At 66.3% G+C, this 17,166-nt stretch carries 15 protein-coding genes; 7 read left to right on the top strand and 8 right to left on the bottom strand.

What is annotated here, in order from left to right:
* The first annotated feature begins 138 nt into the window (after positions 1 to 138).
* From ACSQ3N_RS23490 to ACSQ3N_RS23480, 3 genes are read left to right on the top strand one after another with little or no spacing between them, the layout of a single operon-like run.
* Complete coding sequence (locus ACSQ3N_RS23490) at positions 139 to 1,122, top strand: TerC family protein (protein ID WP_056172726.1); 984 nt, start codon at positions 139 to 141, stop codon at positions 1,120 to 1,122.
* Between the two features lie 19 nt (positions 1,123 to 1,141).
* Positions 1,142 to 1,303 (top strand): hypothetical protein, encoded by a 162-nt coding sequence (locus tag ACSQ3N_RS23485; RefSeq protein WP_200912460.1) that lies wholly within the window; start codon positions 1,142 to 1,144, stop codon positions 1,301 to 1,303.
* A gap of 7 nt (positions 1,304 to 1,310) precedes the next feature.
* A complete protein-coding gene (locus ACSQ3N_RS23480) occupies positions 1,311 to 1,874 on the top strand; it encodes a DUF2062 domain-containing protein (protein ID WP_436147598.1) in 564 nt (187 codons plus the stop codon).
* 182 nt (positions 1,875 to 2,056) lie between these two features.
* On the opposite strand, the gene ACSQ3N_RS23475 is transcribed toward ACSQ3N_RS23480, so the two are convergent.
* The 4 genes from ACSQ3N_RS23475 to ACSQ3N_RS23460 form a co-directional block, all read right to left on the bottom strand.
* Entirely contained in the window at positions 2,057 to 3,025 is a 969-nt protein-coding gene (locus ACSQ3N_RS23475) for a Bug family tripartite tricarboxylate transporter substrate binding protein (protein ID WP_436147597.1), read from the bottom strand.
* Positions 3,026 to 3,145: 120 nt separating this feature from the next.
* Positions 3,146 to 3,421, bottom strand: a complete 276-nt coding sequence (locus ACSQ3N_RS23470; protein ID WP_436148002.1) for a DUF2783 domain-containing protein — start codon at positions 3,419 to 3,421, stop codon at positions 3,146 to 3,148.
* Between the two features lie 19 nt (positions 3,422 to 3,440).
* The gene (locus ACSQ3N_RS23465; protein WP_436147596.1) at positions 3,441 to 5,093 is read right to left on the bottom strand and encodes an FAD-dependent oxidoreductase; all 1,653 of its coding nucleotides are present in this window, start codon (positions 5,091 to 5,093) and stop codon (positions 3,441 to 3,443) included.
* Between the two features lie 164 nt (positions 5,094 to 5,257).
* A complete protein-coding gene (locus ACSQ3N_RS23460) occupies positions 5,258 to 6,214 on the bottom strand; it encodes an MBL fold metallo-hydrolase (protein WP_056172744.1) in 957 nt (318 codons plus the stop codon).
* Positions 6,215 to 6,358: 144 nt separating this feature from the next.
* Between ACSQ3N_RS23460 and ACSQ3N_RS23455 the strand changes: the two genes are divergently transcribed.
* The 4 genes from ACSQ3N_RS23455 to ACSQ3N_RS23440 all read left to right on the top strand — a co-directional run bounded on the left by ACSQ3N_RS23455 (position 6,359) and on the right by ACSQ3N_RS23440 (position 8,870).
* Positions 6,359 to 7,171, top strand: coding sequence for an IclR family transcriptional regulator (locus ACSQ3N_RS23455; RefSeq protein ID WP_056172748.1), 813 nt, complete (start codon positions 6,359 to 6,361; stop codon positions 7,169 to 7,171).
* 171 nt (positions 7,172 to 7,342) lie between these two features.
* Entirely contained in the window at positions 7,343 to 7,747 is a 405-nt protein-coding gene (locus ACSQ3N_RS23450; RefSeq protein ID WP_235507492.1) for a L,D-transpeptidase, read from the top strand.
* Positions 7,747 to 8,283 (top strand): hypothetical protein, encoded by a 537-nt coding sequence (locus tag ACSQ3N_RS23445; protein WP_436147595.1) that lies wholly within the window; start codon positions 7,747 to 7,749, stop codon positions 8,281 to 8,283. Before ACSQ3N_RS23450 ends, ACSQ3N_RS23445 begins: the two co-directional genes overlap by 1 nt.
* Positions 8,259 to 8,870: a hypothetical protein gene (locus ACSQ3N_RS23440; RefSeq protein WP_056172750.1), complete on the top strand. Its 612-nt coding sequence runs from the start codon at positions 8,259 to 8,261 to the stop codon at positions 8,868 to 8,870. Before ACSQ3N_RS23445 ends, ACSQ3N_RS23440 begins: the two co-directional genes overlap by 25 nt.
* Before the next feature lie 43 nt (positions 8,871 to 8,913).
* On the opposite strand, the gene ACSQ3N_RS23435 is transcribed toward ACSQ3N_RS23440, so the two are convergent.
* The 4 genes from ACSQ3N_RS23435 to ACSQ3N_RS23420 all read right to left on the bottom strand — a co-directional run bounded on the left by ACSQ3N_RS23435 (position 8,914) and on the right by ACSQ3N_RS23420 (position 17,125).
* Positions 8,914 to 9,528 carry a thioredoxin family protein gene (locus ACSQ3N_RS23435; protein WP_056172753.1) on the bottom strand — a complete coding sequence of 205 codons (615 nt, stop codon included), beginning with the start codon at positions 9,526 to 9,528 and terminating at the stop codon, positions 8,914 to 8,916.
* A 105-nt stretch (positions 9,529 to 9,633) separates the two neighbouring features.
* Positions 9,634 to 11,907, bottom strand: coding sequence for a protein-disulfide reductase DsbD family protein (locus ACSQ3N_RS23430; RefSeq protein WP_436147594.1), 2,274 nt, complete (start codon positions 11,905 to 11,907; stop codon positions 9,634 to 9,636).
* Positions 11,908 to 12,159: 252 nt separating this feature from the next.
* Complete coding sequence (locus ACSQ3N_RS23425) at positions 12,160 to 16,101, bottom strand: DUF748 domain-containing protein (RefSeq protein ID WP_436147593.1); 3,942 nt, start codon at positions 16,099 to 16,101, stop codon at positions 12,160 to 12,162.
* A gap of 262 nt (positions 16,102 to 16,363) precedes the next feature.
* Positions 16,364 to 17,125: an alanyl-tRNA editing protein gene (locus tag ACSQ3N_RS23420; RefSeq protein ID WP_436147592.1), complete on the bottom strand. Its 762-nt coding sequence runs from the start codon at positions 17,123 to 17,125 to the stop codon at positions 16,364 to 16,366.
* Positions 17,126 to 17,166: the final 41 nt, after the last annotated feature.

The raw sequence follows: 17,166 nt of genomic DNA, 5'->3' as shown, positions 1-17,166 counted from the left end.
AATCGCAAAGGTTCGTAAAAACCGAACCAATGGTATCAATATGACAGGTTTTTAAGAATCTCTTGCATCCCTACAGTGCGGGCTGTTGCCGGGTGGGGCGCCCGGCAGACGAACCAATTCCCTTCGGAGCAAAGATTCATGGAAACAATAGGAACCTGGTGGATGTGGGCGGGATTCGCCGTCTTCGTGGTCGTCGCCATCGGCGTCGACCTTCTGGTGATGGAGCGCCAGGGGGCGCACAAGGTCACGATGAAAGAGGCGCTGCGCTGGAGCCTGCTGTGGTTCTCGCTGGCGTTCGTGTTCGTCGCCATCCTGTGGTGGTACCTCGACAGCAGCCAGGGCCGCGAGGTGGCCAACACGGTGTCGATGCAGTTCATCACCGGGTACCTGGTGGAAAAGAGCTTGTCCATCGACAACATCTTTGTCTTCCTGATGCTGTTCAGCTACTTCGCCGTGCCGCCGCAGTACCAAAAGCGCGCGCTCATCATCGGCATCATCGGCGCCATCGTGCTGCGCACGCTGCTGATCCTGGCGGGCGCCTGGCTGCTGGCCACCTTCCACTGGCTGCTGTACGTGTTCGGCGCTTTCCTCGTGGTCACGGGTGCCAAGATGTGGTTCGCTGCAGGGCAGGAGCCTGACATCGCCACCAACCCGGTGCTCAAGTTCCTGAAGAAGCGCATCCGCATCACCGACCAGTTCGACGGCGAGAAGCTCTCCACGCTGGTCAACGGCGTGAAGCACTACACCCCGCTGTTCGTGGTGCTGGTGCTCATCGGCACCACCGACATCATCTTCGCGGTCGACAGCATCCCTGCCATCTTCGCGATCACCAACGACCCGTTCATCGTGCTCACCGCCAACATCTTCGCCATCCTGGGCCTGCGTGCGCTGTACTTCCTGCTGGCCGACCTGGCGGACCGCTTCCACCTGCTGGCCTACGGTCTGGCGCTGGTGCTGATCTTCATCGGTGGCAAGATGCTGCTCATCGACCTGGTCAAGATTCCGATCGGCTACGCCCTGCTGGTGACGGCCGGCCTGATCGCAGGCTCCATCTTCCTGTCGCTGCGCAGCTCGGGTGGCAACACCCAGCAGCCTGCGCCAGCCCTGCCACCCAAGGACTGACCGCAAGGAAGCGCACACCATGGAACTGCTGGACTCTGTACTGTTGTTTCTCCTGGGCGGCCTCGTCGCCGCCACCGTCATCGCCCACCGGGCGGGCAACGAGAAGCGCGATGTGCGCCTGCTGATGGGGCTGTCGGCCCTGTGCGGCGCGGGCACGGCAGCGGCCTTCGCCTGGAACTGACCGCGCGATGATGTCCATGCTGTGCTCCCTGCGCCGCTGGCTGCGCGGGCTGGAACCGCGGGCCCGCACCCACCTGGACCGCAGCTGGCTGGCCAGCCTGCGGCCCTGGCTGGAGCAGCGCGCGCTGTTCCGCTTCCAGCGCGAGCCGCTGGCGCGCGGTGTGGCAGCCGGCATGTTCTGCGGGCTCATCCCCGGGCCGCTGCAGATCCCGGGCACGCTGGTGGTGTGCGCCGGGATTCGCGGCAACGTGGTGGCCGGGTCTGTGGCCACCTTCTATACCAACCCGTTCACCACCGTGCCGCTGTATGCGCTGGCGTTCTACCTGGGGTCGCTGGCGATGCCCGGCACGCAAACCCTGCCGCCGTGGAGCAGCGTCGCACCGGGCGGCGATTTCTCGGTGCAGGCGATGGCGGCGTGGATCCAGGCCCTGGGCACGCCACTGCTCGTCGGCCTGCCCACACTGGGCCTGATGCTGGCGGCGCTGGGTTATGCCGCGGTGCAACTGATGTGGCTGGCCCCTGCTTTGCAGCGCAAGCGCCGGCTGGCACGCTGCCGATCAGCCGCTGCGTAACGGGCGAATCGGCGCTGCCCACGTCCCGAAGCGCGAGGCTAGGCAGATCCTAAAGTCCACAGGCTGCGAAACCGGCGCGCCGCCATCGCCAGTGCCACCGCGGAACCGGCTTCGCCGGGCCGCTGGAGGCGTCCCCTTGAGGGGGAAGCGGCGCAGCCGCTCAGAGGGCTCAATCAGTGGGGTTAGTCAAGCTTTACGCCCACCTTGGTGATGACCCGGCCCCACTTCTCCCGCTCGGTGCGCGCAAAGCTCCCCATCTGCGCCGCGCTGCCAGGCATGGGCTCCACGCCCAGAGCCTGCAGGCGCGCCTTGGTGCGCGTGTCGGCCAGCGCGGCCTGCAGGGCCTTGCTGAAGTTCGCCACCACCTCGGGCGGCGTACCGGTGGGAGCGACCACGCCTTGCCATGCGTAGCCCTCGAAACCCTGCAGGCCCTGCTCTGAAATGGTGGCCACATCGGGCATGGTGCCCACGCGCTGCGGGCTGGCCACGCCGATGGCCCTCACCTTGCCGGTCGCGAGGAACGGGTACACCGTGGCGCTGTCGATCCACATCGCGGGCACCTGGCCGCCGATCACGTCCTGGATGGCCGGGGCGGCACCGCGGTAGGGCACATGCGTGAGCTTGAGTCCGCTTTGCTCGCGGAACAACTCGCCCACCAGGTGGTGCGGGCTGCCCGGCCCAGCGGACGCCCAGTTCACGCCATCCGGCAGGCCCTTGGCCCATGCCATGAACTCCTTGAGGTTCTTGGCCGGCACGTTGTTGGACACCACGAGAAACATCGGGAACCGCACCAGCAGCCCCACGGGCTGGAAGTCCTTCTCGGCGTTGTAGCTGAGCTTGCTGAACAGGAAGGGGTTGGCCGCCAGCGTGGCGAAGTCGGCCGAGAAGATAAGGTTGCCGTAGTCCTTGTTGCGCGCACTGTATTCGGCCGCGATGTTGGTGCCCGCGCCGGGCTTGTTGTTGATGATGATGGGGCGGCCCAGCGTGGCCGACATCGACTCGGCAATCGTGCGCGCCACGATGTCGGAGCCGCCGCCGGCCGCATAGCCCACCACCCATTCGAGCGGCTTGGTGTCTTGGGCCGTGGCGGGCAGGGCCAGCGTGGTGAGTGCCAGGGCACCGAGGGTGGCGAGGAAGTGTTTGCGCAGCATGGTTTTGTCTCCGGGTTGTTGTGATGTGGTCGGGGCAGAGGCTGCAGTGCACCGTCTTTGCGATGCTGCTGCGGCCGGGGGAAAAGGTGTGGTGCAGTGAGGTACGGGGCGGGCCGGCATTCAGGCCATGGCTTGCGAGGGCAGGATCGGTGTGATGACCGGGTGGTCTGCCGCCGTGGGTGTTGCGGTGGCGGTGGCCGTCTTCAGGCCCACCGTGCCGCGTGCCAGCCGCAGCGCGTCGCACAGCGTGGCGTGGTCGCCGATGTGGTTGGCCAGCAGCAGCACCAGGCGTGCGTTCATGGCGTGGCTCTCGGGGGTGGACAGGCCTTGGTGGGCGTTGATCAGCGCTTCGTAGAAATCGTCGCAGGCCTGCAGGTGGGGCTGGGTGTTGAGCATGTGGCGAGCAGGTTGGGTGTCAGACATGCGCTGTCGTGGCGCGGGCCAGGGCGGCGCGCACGGCGGCTTCGGTGGGTGCACGCCAGCGCGCGCACACGTGCTGGTCGGGGCGCACCAGGTAGGCGGTGTGGGGCAGGGCGTCCAGGCGCTGCGCGGCCAGGCCCTCGCTGTCGTGCACCTCCACGCCGATCTGCAGCACCTGCACCTGCGGTACTTCGAGCGCCCAGCCAGGCGCCGCGCCAAAGACGATGAGCGTGAACTGCGGCCCCAGCGCGCGCAGCAGCCAGGTGGGCTGGCCCTGCCGCGTCAACGGCGCGTCCAGCAGCACGGCGCCCGGCACCTGCGGGCCCGCGAAGGCGTCGGTGTCGGGCGTGTTCAACGGCGACGCATGCAGCGTGGCCGGCACCGACAGGCGCCCGCTGTTGACGATGCGCCGTGCAAACGCATGGTCGCGGGCCAGGTGCAGTGCGGCGTCGCGAAACAGCCGGCTGATCTCGCTCTTGGGCGTGATGAAATCGGTGGCGCGTGTGGAGTTGGCAATGTTCTCGTCGGCCGCGTATTCGCGCTCGGGGCCGTAGGTGGCCACCAGAGCAGCGCTGGCGCGGCCCTGCAGCACCCAGTCGAGCTTCCAGGCCAAGTTCTCCGCGTCCTGCATGCCGCTGTTGGCGCCGCGTGCGCCGAAGGGCGAGACACCGTGGGCGCTGTCGCCCACGAACACCACGCGGCCGTGCACGAAGCGGTCCATGCGCAGGCAGGCAAAGGTGTAGACGCTGGCCCAGTCCAGCTCGAACTGTGCGTGGGGGCCCAGGAGCGCCTGCACGCGGGGCAGGATGTTCTCGGGTTTCTTTTCTTCCTCGGGGTCGGCGTCCCACCCCAGCTGGAAGTCGATGCGCCACACGTTGTCGGGCTGGCGGTGCAGCAGCACGCTCTGGCCGGGGTGGAACGGCGGGTCGAACCAGAACCACCGCTCGGTCGGAAACTCCGCACCGCCCGCGAGCTTCACGTCGGCGATGAGAAAGCGGTCCTTGAAGATGCGGCCTTTGCTCTCCAGGCCCATGGCCTGCCGCAGCGGCGACCGCGAGCCGTCGCACGCGGCCACCCACTGCGCGCCGATACGGTAGTCGCCCTCGGGCGTGTCGATGGTCAGCAGCGCGCCGTCGCCGTGCTGCTCCACGGCGGTGACCCGGTTGTGCCAGCGGATGTCGATGCCCGGCAGCTGCAGCGCCCGCTCCACCAGGTAGGCCTCGGCGTAGTACTGCTGCAGGTTGATGAAGGCCGGCCGCTCGTGGCCGGCCTCGGGCAGCAGGTTGAACTCGTACAGCTGCTCGTCCTGCAGGAAGACCTTGCCCACGTTCCACGACACGCCCTTGTCCACCATGCGCTGGCCCACGCCCAGGCGGTCCCAGATCTCCAGCGTGCGCTTGGCAAAGCAGATGGCGCGCGAGCCGGTGGAGAGCTTGTGGTCGTTGTCCAGCACCACCACGCGCTGCCCGCGCTGCGCCAGGTCGATGGCGAGCGACAGGCCCACGGGGCCCGCACCCACGATGACCACGGGGTGCTGCGCGGGCGTGGGGCTGTCCTGGTCGGGCGAGCGCACGTAGCCGAATTCGAGGGCCTGCACCTCGGCGCCGCTGGCGTGGAAGGCCTCGGGAGGGATGTCTCTGGGGTTCATGGCGTCATGACCTTTGTGTCTTGGATCGAACCGGGCGCTGCTCTGGGAACGGACCTGTGCAACTGGCGCAGCCCCCCAGCGAGGGCGTCGTCCCCCGTCCCACAGCGCGCAGCGGTGCGAGAGGAGGGGGAAGGCGCGCAGCGCCTCAGGGTGTTGTTCTCTATTCAACCTTCCAGGGACTTCCACATCTGCACATCCCGCTCGGCCGTCCAGATGCGCGGGTCCGGGTACTGCGTGGCTTCGTCGTAGGCGCGGGTCACGTCGAACGGCATGCAGTGGTTGAAGATCACCCAGTGGCCGTACTTGGGTTGCAGTTTTGCGAACGTGGCCTCGTACACCTTGCGCAGGTCTTCGCCCTGGGCGGCGCTGGCTTTCACGCTCTCGTACAGGTCGCTGATGAAGGCGCGCGTGCCGGCAAGGCCCGCCTGCACCTGGTCGGGCGTTTGCAGCGCGGCGCCGCGGCCGGGCACGAGCTTTTCGGGCTTCAGGGCCGCGATGTTGTCGAGCGTCTGCGGCCAGTCCTGGAAGTACGCGTCGCCCGCATACGGGGTGGCGTCGAACTCCACCAGGTCGCCGCTGAAGAGGATCTTTTCCTGCGGCAGCCAGGCCACCGTGTCGCCCTTGGTGTGGCCGCGGCCCAGCTGCAGGATCTGCACCTCCAGCGTGCCCAGCCACAGCGTCATCTTCTTGTTGAAGGTCATCGTGGGCCAGGTCAGGCCGTCCGGCACGCTCTCCACGTTCTGGAACAGGCGCGGGAAGCGGCCGATCTCGCTGTCCTTGTCGAACTGGCCGCGCTCGACGATCAAATCGCGCGTGTCCTCGCTGGCAATGATGTGCTCCGCCCCGTAGGCACTCGCGCCCAGCACGCGCACCGCGTGGTAGTGGGACAGCAGCACGTACTTGATGGGTTTGTCGGTCACTTCGCGGATGCGGCGGATCACGTCCTGCGCCATCACGGGCGTGGCCTGGGTGTCGATGACCATCACGGCGTCGTCGCCAATGATGATGCCGGTGTTGGGGTCGCCCTCGGCGGTGTAGGCATACGCGTGGTCGGAAAGCTTGTCGAAGCTCACCTTCTTGACGTCCAGGTCGGCGGCGGAGGCAAAGGTCTTGGTGGTCATGGTGTGAAATTCGTTATGGGTGAATGCGTTTATCTAAACGGAATGTTTTGATGTTAGGCAATAAATTCGCCAATGTCTAACGCATTTGCTTAGGTGAAAACCCGGAGATCCATACGCCAGCGCTTGCCGTGGACAATCGCAGCCATGCCTTCCTTCCCCATCGACCCGCCCCGCCCCGACGACGAAGACGACACCAGCCCGCGCACGCCACGCGGCATTCAGAGCGTGGAAGTGGGCGGGCAACTGCTCAAGGTGCTGGCCCGCACCGGCCGCCGCATGGCGCTCAAGGACCTGGCCCGCGCCGCCGACATGACGCCCGCCAAGGCGCACCCGTACCTGGTGAGCTTCGGCAAGCTGGGCCTCATCGAGCAGGACGCCGTGAGCGGCCACTACGGCCTGGGCCCGCTGGCCATGCAGCTGGGCCTGATCAGCCTGCAGCAGGTAGACCCGGTGCGCCTGGCCATCGCCGAGCTGCCCGCGCTGGCCCAGCGCATCGGCTACACCGTGTCGGCCTCGGTCTGGGGCGACAACGGGCCCACCATCATCCGCGTGGAAGAAGGTCCCACCGCGGTGTACGTGGCCATGCGCCACGGCACCACCGCGTCGGTGCGCCACACGGCCACGGGCAAGGTGTTCGCGGCTTTCGGCCCGCGCGAACGTGCTGCTGCTGCGTTGGCGGCCGAGGGGTTTGCAGGGGCGCTGGACGAACCGGCGTTTGCTGCCGAACTGGAGTTGGTGCGCGCGCACCAGGTGGCGCAGGTGACCGATCAGTTGTTGCCCGGCATCAGCGCGCTGGCCACCCCGGTGTTCGACGGGTTCGGCCAGTTGGTGCTGTGCCTGGCGGTGATCGGACCCAGTGCCACGCTGCAGACGGGGCCAAGCAGCGCGGCGGCGCAGCATTTGCGCGAGGCTGCTCGGAGTTTGTCGCAGCGACTTGGGACTGCTGTAACTGGCTAGAAAATATTATTCTTTTTAAGTTGAACTTGAAGCGCAATTCAAGCGGATGGTTGCTATGAAAAGGCAGTAATTAGCAGATGGCTGGATCTGTGTAAATGTTGGCTTGAGAAGCTGTGCGTTCTGTTCGGTCTGTGTCTAAACTCAGGTACTCAAATTTCGAGGGTGAGAATAGTGCTGCCAAAAAAGAATGCCAATAAAATTTCAAAAACAATCAAAGTCAATTTGTCGCTTCAGATTGTTGAGGCGATGGAAGGTTTGAAAAGGGTTTTTGTTTTTGATTGTGTTACTGGGGATAAGGGGCATCCAACTAATCGAGGAAGCTTTAGAATATCGCGTAAGGCACATCCTTACAGAAGTAAGACATATGATGTTCAAATGGATTATGCAATGTTTTTTACAGCTGATGGCAAAGCATTCCATCAGTATCACGGAAGCATCCCACTGTCAGTGGTTCGATCTGCAAAAAGTTCGATGAGTGATTGGTTTGGTTCGCACGGCTGCGTCAGATTGACGCAGGCAAATGCAAGAGCTTTGTATGATTGGGCACCTGAAGGTACCATGGTGCATATATTCTGATGATTTCTATTGATAAAAATTTCCTGAAATGCGGTGCTCTTTTTGTTGCTGGGTTGTTGTGTGGGTGTTTTTTATTTTCAACGATTTTTGATGATTTGTTGCTTCGCCGGGAAAAATCATTCGATATTTCTGCGAGTGGAGTTCTGTTGTTTGTATTTACAAGCCCTAAAACCTCACTCGTTGCTCATCGAAAAGATGATGCTGATGATTTTTATCTGCATACTATTTCGGGTGGGAAATCACGGCATTGCAATGTGAGTAATGATTTTGGTGGTTATCTTCATCAAATATCATCTTTTCACTCCAATAATTTTATCGAAAAAAAATACCTGAGAGATAAATTTCCAAAATTCATTGGGAAAATTGAAATTCAAGATCAAATAATTGAATATGATATCGAGCCAATTTACTTTTACTCTTCGGTCGATGGTTCAAGAATAGCGGCACAACATGCAGGTATAGCTGGGGAGATAAGTATTTCAGAGAGTGTATTTCACGCCTTGGAGGCGGGATGTTCGGAGCTGGCGAAGAGGTAAGCTATCGAGTTGTTCTGGATTATGTGCGCACCATTGTGCATATTTTTGTGAAAAAATACCTTGTTTACCCGACTTTGCTTCTTTTTGGCTTTGCCTTTGGCGCGGGTTCCATGGTCTTCTATTCTGCAATGTGGCCGGGCGGATATCCCGGGGTTGGCGACATGGAAGTCTTGAATTTCGAGAGATCTCCCGGGCTGGTGTACTACTTCAAAAGTGATCGCATTTCACTGGTGGCGCACCGAGCCAACAACGATGATCCCTTTTATCTGCATGTAGTTGCCAATGGAAAATCCAAACATTGCCTCGGCAGCCCGGATCTGGGCGGCTTCATTGAGCAAATGTCCTCCCTCAAGCCCAAAAAATTGGTCGAGGCCAAGGACATGACGACCCTATTCCCCATATTCCTGGGTCGAATAGAAATGCTGGACGGCACAGTCAATATCAGCAACGAGCCCGTCTTGTTCTTCTCGTCAAAAGATGGCGAGCGGATCGCCGCTCAGTACATGGACGTGAGAGGCGAAGTGGAAACGTCCAAAGACCTGTTCAAAGCACTGGAGGCGGGGTGCTCGAAGCTGGCCATGCATTGATGAATCCAGCTTGGACTCTGAAGCCTGTCGATTCGGGCGGCGCCTACGACTTGTACTTGATGCTGCACCCATACGGCTGCGTCGTCGCCGCGGAAATCGGCTTGCCCGCCAGCGCCTCGGACAGCCCCACCTTCACATAGTTGGTGGCCTTCTCGATGTCGGCCGGGCGGGCCGAGGGGATGCTGTCGATGCCGCCCGCGTACACCAGCACGCCCTGCGGGTTGACGATGTACATGTGCGGTGTGGTGCGTGCGCCGTAGCTCTTGCCCACGGTGCCTTCCTCGTCCATGAGCACCGCGGTGGGCTGGGCCTTGCGCTCGGTGAGCCAGGCCGTGAGCTTGGACGGCTCCAGGTAGTCGCTGCTGGCCTTCTCGGTGGAGTTGACCGCCAGCCACACCACGTTCTTTCCAGTCGCGTCCTTTTGCGTGGCCGGCATGTTGCCGCTGTCGTAGTGCTTGCGCACGAAGGGGCAGCCCGGGTTGGTCCACTCCAGCACCACGTGTTTACCCTTGAAGTCCGACAGTTTCACGGTCTTGCCGGTGGCGTCCTTGAGGGTGAAGTCGGGCGCCGGCTGGCCCACGGTGGTGGCGGCCTGTGCGGCGCCGGTGGCGAACAGCGCGGCGGCGGATGCAATCAGCGTACGGCGAAGCAACTTCATGGCGGAATCTCCTTCGGTAGATGGCTAAGGTGAACAACGACAACACGACGAACAACGCGCCGCACGGAACCCAGCGCAGCCTCGTGGCCGCGCTCTTCATGGCCTTTACAGTTGGGCGATGGTGGCGCGCACCTCCTGCACGCTCAGCACTTCGGTCAGCACCACGGGCGGCTTGCCGGCCCGGTAGAACACGTACACCGGCACGCCGTTGCGCCCCAGCTGGGCCAGCGCGGCGGTGATGGCCGGGTCGCGGCGCGTCCAGTCGGCGCGCAGCAGGACCACATTCTTGGCAGACAGGTCGGCCAGCACGTCGCTATCGGCCAGCGTCGTCTTCTTGTTGTACTGGCAGGTCACGCACCACGCGGCGGTGAAGTCCACGAACACGGGGCGGCCGCTGGCCACGATCTGCTCGGCCGCGTCCGGCGCCCAGGCCTGCCACTGCGCGCCGCCGGCGCGGGTGGCCTCTGCGGTGTGTGCGGGCGATGCGTTGGTGATGTGCGGCCCGAACGACCAGGCCAGCAACGCGAACGCGGCGACCGACACGGTGGCCATCCAGCGGCGTGCACGGCCCGCCAGCGACAGCGACCAGGCCACCAAGCCCACGCCCACCAGCAAGATCAGCAGCGCGCCCGCGCCGTCGATGCCGCTTTGCTGCCCCAGCACCCACACCAGCCACACCACGGTGGCGAACATGGGGAAGGCCATGAACTTGCGGAAGGTGTCCATCCACGCGCCGGGGCGGGGCAGGGCGCGCGCCACGGCGGGGATGAAGCTCGCGGCCAAGTAGGGCAGCGCCAGGCCCAGGCCCAGCACTGCAAACACCGCCAGCGCCTGGGGCACCGGCAGCGTCGCCGTGAGGCCCATCGAAGCACCCATGAACGGCGCGGTGCAGGGCGACGCCACGGCCACGGCCAGCACGCCCGTCAGAAAGCTGTCGGCCACCGGGTGGCGTGCCTGCAGGCTGGCCACGGACGACGGCAGAAAGTGCCCGAACTCGAACACCCCCGCCAGGTTCAGCCCGATCACGGTGAACAGTGCGGCCAGCCCCGCCACCACGGCGGGCGACTGCAGCTGAAAGCCCCAGCCCACCGCCTCGCCCGCAGCGCGCAGGCCCAGCATGAGCGCGCCCAGCAACAGGAACGACAGCACGACGCCGGCCGTGTAGGCCAGGCCGCTCAGGCGGTGCGCCCGGCGGTCCTGCGCGTGCTGGGTAAAGCCCACGACCTTGATCGCCAGCACCGGAAACACGCAGGGCATGAGGTTCAAGATGAGCCCGCCCAGCAAGGCCCCCAGCAGCGCGGCCGAGAGCGTGAGGGTGGATGCGCCGGAGCCCGCCAGCGGAGCCCCGGCGCCGCCGGTAGCCTGGGCTGCCTGTGCGGCATTGGCCTTGAGCGCCGCGTCCAGCGCGGGCGACACGCTGGCCACCGCGGCACCCTGCGGCCAGGTGCCCAGTACCTTGAGTTCTGCCCGGTAGCCGGTGCGGGTGTCGGGGCCCGTGCCGTGGGCGGCTGCGCCTTGCTCCGCGGCCCGTTCGGCCAGCACGACGGGCATCAGGCTGGGGCTGCTGCTGCGCTGGGCGGCCAGCGGAATTTTTGCCGTCCACACGCTGCCGTTCCAGGCCTGCGTCCACTGCACGGCGTTCTCGATGACTTCGCTGGTTTCCGGGAACAAATCCAGGGTCTTGCCGCGCACCGCCACCGGCAGGCCGTGCACGCTGATCTGCAGCGCGTTGCCGTCGGCGATCTGCGCCTGGCTGTCCGGCACGATGCCGTTGGTGCCCGCCAGCACCGGCTGGGGCTGCGCCTTGGCCGCCGCCTCGAACGCGGCGCCGTTGAGCGCCGTGGTGCTGCGCAGGGGCAATTGCAGGGTGAACTCGCCCTCTTCGGGAATGCACTCCTTGCGGCACACCAGCCAGGAGGCGCGCAGCTTGATGACGGCGTCCTTGGCAAGCGGGCCGGCGGCAAAGGTGCTGGCCACCGTGACGGGCACGGGCAGCAGCACCGTGCCTTCATAACCGTAGTTGGCCAGCGTGCCGATGGGGATCTTCCTGGGCAGCGGCCAGGCGATCTCGCCCGCGTCCAGCCCTGCGGGCAGCGTCCAGGCCAGGTCGGTGGGCAGGCCGGAATCGCCCGGGTTCTTCCAGTACGTGTGCCACTCGGGCTGGTGGGTGATCTGCAGCCCCAGCCACAGCGGCTGCCCCGGCGCCACGCCCTGGGGAGCATGGGCCATCAGCTCGGCCCGGACGTACGGCGTGGTGACCACGCTGGTCCCCTGGCCTGTCGTTTTGGGGCTGAATTGGGCGTTGGCGCTTGTCCAGAAAGCGCTGGCAGCTATCAAAAGCAGAGTAACTGCAAGACGGTTGAGCAGGCGTGAAGGCATGGTTGCAGTGTGGGAGCGGGCGCGGCGCCGTTGGTTCCGGCCCGCTCCGTCGATTCCGGTGGTCCGCCATTGTGCGCGGGGCAGCCCGGCCGTTGAAAACCGGCGCGCCACGGCCCCATGGGCTGGGGGATGTAGCCCCCGGTCATCGCCCTCCGAACCGGCGCTGGCCACCGCCAGTGCACCCGTGGATCTGGCTGCGCCGGTCCACCGGGTGCGTCCCCTTGGGGGGAAGCCGCGCAGCGGCTCAGGGGGCTACCGAGCCTCGAGGCTCAGATCCGCCCGCGGCGTCCACTTGTCGGGCTGGTTGCCCGACTTGGGCGCCGCCACGAAGAGCCGCTCCGCCGGCAGCTTCTGCGCCACCAGATAGCTGCGAATCGCCTGGCCGCGGTCGTGGGCCAGGTCGGCGGCCATGGCGTCGGTGGCGCTCTGGTTGGCCAGCAGCAGGGCTTCCATCTCGGGCACCGTGAGCTCCTTGGCCAGGCCGACCAGGTTGCGCGGCTTGGCCATGTCGGCGCGGCGGTACACCTCCTTGAGCAGGGCGGGATATTCGGCGGCCGACACCGGGCTGCTGTCGGCAGGGTTGGCGCGGCGCTTTTCGGCCAGCACCTGCTGCTGCAGGCGCTCGCGCTGCAGGCCTTCGCGCTCGTCCTTCAGGCTGGCCATGCCGGTCACGGTGATCTTGAGCGCAGGCCGGTCGGCCAGGGCCTTCACCACCTTGTCCAGGTTCTGCTTCGCATCCGCCGAGAGCGCCGCGCTGCCGGGCGCAAAGGCCACATGGCTCATCTCGCTGCCGCCGCCAAAGGCGTTGGCCAGCAGGCTGAACGGAGCAGTCAGCGCCTTGCCGATCAGGTTGACGATGACCCGGCCGATGACCGGCCCCAGGCGGAACTGCGGGTCGTTCAGAGAGCCGCTGATGGGCAGGTCCAGGTCGATCACGCCGTCGCGGTCGGCCAGCAGGGCCACGGCCAGCTTCACCGGCAGGCTGTTGGGGGCGCCCTGCACGGGCTCGCCAAAGGTCAGCTGGTTGAGCACCAGCCGGTTGCTGGCGGTGAGCTGGCCGCTGGGCAGCACCTTGTAGTTCACGTCCATGCTGAGCTTGCCGCGCTCGATGCCGTGGCCGGCGTACTTCACGGCGTAGGGCGTGAGCGGCGGCAGCTCCAGGTCGCGCACCTTGCCCACGATGTCGAGCGCCAGCGGCTTGGCCAGCGGGTTGAGCTTGCCGGTGATCTCCAGCGACGCCGAGCCTTCCGCCCGGCCGCGCAGTTCGAGGTCCGCCAGCACGGGCTCGCCGCCGGGCGTCTCGGATGAGAAGGCGCTCAGCTTGCCGGTCAGCTCCGACAGATCCGCCGAGTAGTTGGGCTTGATGAAAAAGTCCGAGAACAGCACCTTGCCGTTGACCAGGCTCACCGGCCCGAACTGCACCACCGGTGCCAGCGGGTCGGCCTTGGCGACGGCAGCGCTGGCGGGTGTGCTGGCAGCGGCTGCCGACGCGGCGGCGGGCCCGCTGGCCGAGGCTGCGGCGGTGGCCGCATTCGCTGCACTGGCCGCGTTGGCTGCCTGCGCCTCGGCGGGCGTCTTGGCGATGTCGGTCAGGTTGATGCGGCCCGCCTCGTTCACCGTGATGCGCGCGAAGAAATCCACCAGGCTGGTCTCCTTGACCTCCACGCGCGGCGCGGTGCCGGGCGCGGTGGCCACGGACAGGCCGCGCAGGTTCAGGCTCTTCCAGGCCAGCAGTTCCTCGCCCACCTGGGCTTCGGTCTTGGGCGTGGAGGCGGCGGTGCTGTTGGCCGTGAGCTCATCGATGGCGGCATCGCCCGCCAGGCGCAGGCTGGGGCCCTTGTCGCCCAGTGCCAGTGCAACCTGGCCCTTGAAGCCCACATCGGCCCGCAGCAGCTCCACCGACAGCTGGCTGGCCAGGTAGCCATCCAGCGCATGCAGCGGCACCCGCGCCAGGTCGAGCTTGCCCTGTGCTGCCAGCGGCTGCAGGGCCAGCGTGCCCTGGTAGTCGATCTTGCCGGCCTCGGGTTTGCCGTTGCCTTTGCGGGGTGCGGCAGCGCGTGCGGACAGTTGGAACGCCTCGGGCTTGCTGCCGTCGCTGGCCAGGTTCTTGGCGGTGATGTTCAGTGCCGACAGGTCCAGCGCCACAGGGCGGGCCTGGGCGTTGTCGGCGAACGTGACGGTGCCGCCTTCCACCGCGAGGTCGGCCACGCGCAGCTTCCAGGGCGCAGGGGTGGAGGTGCTGGCGCTGGTGGCGTTCGTGGTGGCGGTACTCGTGCTGGTGCTGCCACTGCTACTGCTACTGCCACTGCTGTCGACGGCCGGTGTCGGCGCGGGGCTGGCGGCCTTCGTCCAGCGCTCGAACATCCACCGCCCGTCCGTGCCGCGCTCCACCGCCGCCAGGGGTTGGGACAGGGTCAGCCTGGCCAGCGTGGCCGTGCGCGCATCCAGCGGCACCTGCACGCCTTCGACCGCCAGCTTGGTCAGGCCCGCCACCGTGGTGCGGCCCTGCTTCACGGCCAGTTGCTCCAGCGCCAGCGGGCCGGCGGTCAGCGTCACGCCCGTGGCACCGGCCTGCGCCGCCTTGGCGCCGGGCGCCTCCCACGCCACGCCCAGGTCGCCGGTGATCAGGCCTGCCACGGTGGGCTCCAGCACCTGCGCCAGGTAAGGCGCGGCCAGTTGCAGCGACAGCGCCTGCGCCGACGCGTTCACCTGCGCCTTCTGGTCGGTGGCCTCGCCGGTGAACTGCAAGCCGCCGTCCTGCAGCTTGAGCCCGCCCTTGAAGCTGAAGGGCTTGACGAGCGGGAGCGACAGGTCCGCCATGTCGAGCGTGAAGTCCGTGGCCTGCAGCGTGGCGGCGGGCCGGGTGCCTTGGTCCGACCACCGCACGGTGCCGCCGCGCACCGCGGCGCGGTCCACGCGCACGGCCCAGGCGGGTGCCGCGGGGGGCTTGTTGCCTGCCTGGCTGGCGCCAGCGCGGGGCTTGGACGCCGCCATGCCTGCGCTCGCTGGCGGCGCAGCGCTGGACGGGGCGGCAGAAGCGCTGGCGGTGGTCTCGGCTGCCGAGGCTGGGGCGGCAGAGGGTTCGGCTGCCGCGGTGGCCGAGGCTGCGGTTGCCGGGTTGGGTATTGTCGTTGTCGTGGGTGTCGCTGCAGGGCTCGGGGCCAATTGCGCCAGATTGATCTGGCCCGATGCATCGCGCACCGCGGTGATCACGGGCGCGGTCAGCTCCACCTGGCTCAGGTGCACCACCTGCTCCAACGGGCGCACGTCGGCCATGTCGACCTTCAGGCGCTCGTACGACAGCAGGTCGCCGCCCTGGCGGTCGGTCAGGCGCACATCGCGCGCCTGCACCGTGCCGGTCAGCTTCACCGACATGCGCGGCGCCTGCTCGAAAGCCACCCTCACATCCACGTCCAGCGTGGCGTCCTGCACCTTGACCGGCAGGCTGGCGGGCAGGTAGCTCAGGTAGGGGGCCAACCGCAGGCCGTCCAGGCGGATGCTCGCGTCACCCCGGCCCGTCTGCGCAAACGGCGTGCCCTCGGCGGACGAGTCGAAGCGGCTGCCGTTGATCGCAAAAGACAAGTGGGGTTCGACCTTGACCTGCTGCTGGGTGGGCAGCGTGCTGATGAACGGCACCTTCAGCGCCAGGTCGCGCACCTCGTGGGTCTTGCCCACGCCCTGGTCCGTGAAGTCGACGCTGCCGCCCGTCAGCGCCAGGTTGTACAGCGCCAGGCGTGCAGGCCCGGTGGCTGGCTTGTCGCTGGGGGCTGTGGCCTTGGCGATGATGTCGTCCACGTCGTAGCGGCCGTCGCCCAGGTGCGTGACGCGCAGCACCGGGTTCTCGATGGTGAACGCGTCCACCACCGGTGCCAAGCGCAGCAGCGACTGCATTTCGCCATCCGCGTAGATGCGGCCGATGGTGAGCTGCGGCGGTGCGCCCGCAGCGCCTGCCACCGCGACGTCGCGCAGGGCCAGCTCCAGCGTCCACGGCTTGAAATCGATGGCGCCCACCGTCACGGCACGGCCCAACTGCGCGGTAGCCGCACGCTCCAGCGGGCCCTTGAGCAGCGGCGGAACGGCCAGCCAGGCCACCGCCCACACGCCGATCAGCCCCGCCAGCGTGCAGGCCGCAGGGCGGAACCAGCGGTGCTGGCGGATGGAAGCGAGAGAGACGGGGCGCAGGGCAGGCGGCATGGCAGCAGATTCATGGGGCTCCGCGGCCCAGGCAGAGGCCTGGAAGCTAAGACAGACAACAGGCAATACGGCCGCGCGCGTGGGTCGCTATTGTCCCTGTTGTGCGAAAGCCTGGGTAAGCCATTGCAACGAAGGCGCGGGCCCGGTTCAAGATTGTTGACGTTGGGCCTTCTCGCGCGTCGAAGCCCCCTGCACCGCGCAGCGGGGTCAACGGGTGCTGGGCATCCGAAGCAGCTTCACCGGGCGTGCTTTTGGCGTGGCCTCACTGGGCAAACCCCAGCACCACCCTGCGGGTGGTGGCGCTCTTCTTTTCGATCTTGGTCACCACGATGGCCCCGATCTCCGCGGTGTTGGCCACGTGCGTGCCGCCGCAGGGCTGCAGGTCGATCAGCGGTGTGCCGCCGTCACCCCCGTCACCCCCGATGCGGATGGTGCGGATGCGCCCCGTGCCGCGCGGGGGCTGCACGCTCATGCTCTTGACCAGCGTGGGGTTCGCGTCCAGCTCCTCGTCGCTGATCGAGGCCACGGTCAGCGGGTGCGCAGCAGTCACCAGCGTGGCGATGGCGGCGGTCAGCTGGTCCTTGTCGAGCGGGTCGGTCATCGCAAAGTCCAGCCGCGCATAGTCGGGAGTGATGGAGCAGCCGTTGACCAGCTGCGGCACCACATGGCACAGCAGGTGCGACGTGGTGTGCAGCCGCATCATGCGGTGGCGGCGCTCCCAGTCGATACGGGCCATGACCGCAGTGCCGGCGGCCAGCTGCGCCAGGCGGTCGTCTTGTCCCGGCGCCGGCACATGCACGATGTCGCTGGTGGGCTTGCCATCGGCGTCCTTGCCCTTGCGGGTGTCGGCGATGGCGATCTCGGTGCCGTCGGCAAGCGCCAGCACGCCGCTGTCTCCCGCCTGGCCACCGCCCAGGGGGTAGAACACCGTTTGGTCCAGCACGATGCCGGCGTCGGTGATGGCGGTGATGTGGGCGCTGCATTCACGCAGGTAGGCGTCTTGTCGGAAGAGGTCGTGGGTCATGGGTTCCATGGTAGCGCCGCGGCACCGCCATGTCCCTGCAC

Origin of the sequence: Acidovorax sp. LjRoot194 (genome assembly GCF_964253015.1) — a bacterium.
Classification (GTDB): domain Bacteria; phylum Pseudomonadota; class Gammaproteobacteria; order Burkholderiales; family Burkholderiaceae_C; genus Acidovorax.
Note: the sequence above shows the minus strand (reverse complement) of the source record. Positions and strands in the feature narration are given on the sequence as shown.

Bases quoted from the DNA above. Each gene is read 5' to 3' on its own strand.
- ACSQ3N_RS23475 (WP_436147597.1), bottom strand. From the start codon at position 3,025: ATGCTGCGCAAACACTTCCTCGCCACCCTCGGTGCCCTGGCACTCACC.
- ACSQ3N_RS23430 (WP_436147594.1), bottom strand. From the start codon at position 11,907: ATGCCTTCACGCCTGCTCAACCGTCTTGCAGTTACTCTGCTTTTGATA.
- ACSQ3N_RS23470 (WP_436148002.1), bottom strand. From the start codon at position 3,421: ATGCTCAACACCCAGCCCCACCTGCAGGCCTGCGACGATTTCTACGAA.
- ACSQ3N_RS23435 (WP_056172753.1), bottom strand. From the start codon at position 9,528: ATGAAGTTGCTTCGCCGTACGCTGATTGCATCCGCCGCCGCGCTGTTC.
- ACSQ3N_RS23465 (WP_436147596.1), bottom strand. From the start codon at position 5,093: ATGAACCCCAGAGACATCCCTCCCGAGGCCTTCCACGCCAGCGGCGCC.
- ACSQ3N_RS23455 (WP_056172748.1), top strand. From the start codon at position 6,359: ATGCCTTCCTTCCCCATCGACCCGCCCCGCCCCGACGACGAAGACGAC.
- ACSQ3N_RS23480 (WP_436147598.1), top strand. From the start codon at position 1,311: ATGATGTCCATGCTGTGCTCCCTGCGCCGCTGGCTGCGCGGGCTGGAA.
- ACSQ3N_RS23425 (WP_436147593.1), bottom strand. From the start codon at position 16,101: ATGCCGCCTGCCCTGCGCCCCGTCTCTCTCGCTTCCATCCGCCAGCAC.
- ACSQ3N_RS23490 (WP_056172726.1), top strand. From the start codon at position 139: ATGGAAACAATAGGAACCTGGTGGATGTGGGCGGGATTCGCCGTCTTC.
- ACSQ3N_RS23485 (WP_200912460.1), top strand. From the start codon at position 1,142: ATGGAACTGCTGGACTCTGTACTGTTGTTTCTCCTGGGCGGCCTCGTC.
- ACSQ3N_RS23445 (WP_436147595.1), top strand. From the start codon at position 7,747: ATGATTTCTATTGATAAAAATTTCCTGAAATGCGGTGCTCTTTTTGTT.
- ACSQ3N_RS23440 (WP_056172750.1), top strand. From the start codon at position 8,259: ATGTTCGGAGCTGGCGAAGAGGTAAGCTATCGAGTTGTTCTGGATTAT.
- ACSQ3N_RS23460 (WP_056172744.1), bottom strand. From the start codon at position 6,214: ATGACCACCAAGACCTTTGCCTCCGCCGCCGACCTGGACGTCAAGAAG.
- ACSQ3N_RS23420 (WP_436147592.1), bottom strand. From the start codon at position 17,125: ATGACCCACGACCTCTTCCGACAAGACGCCTACCTGCGTGAATGCAGC.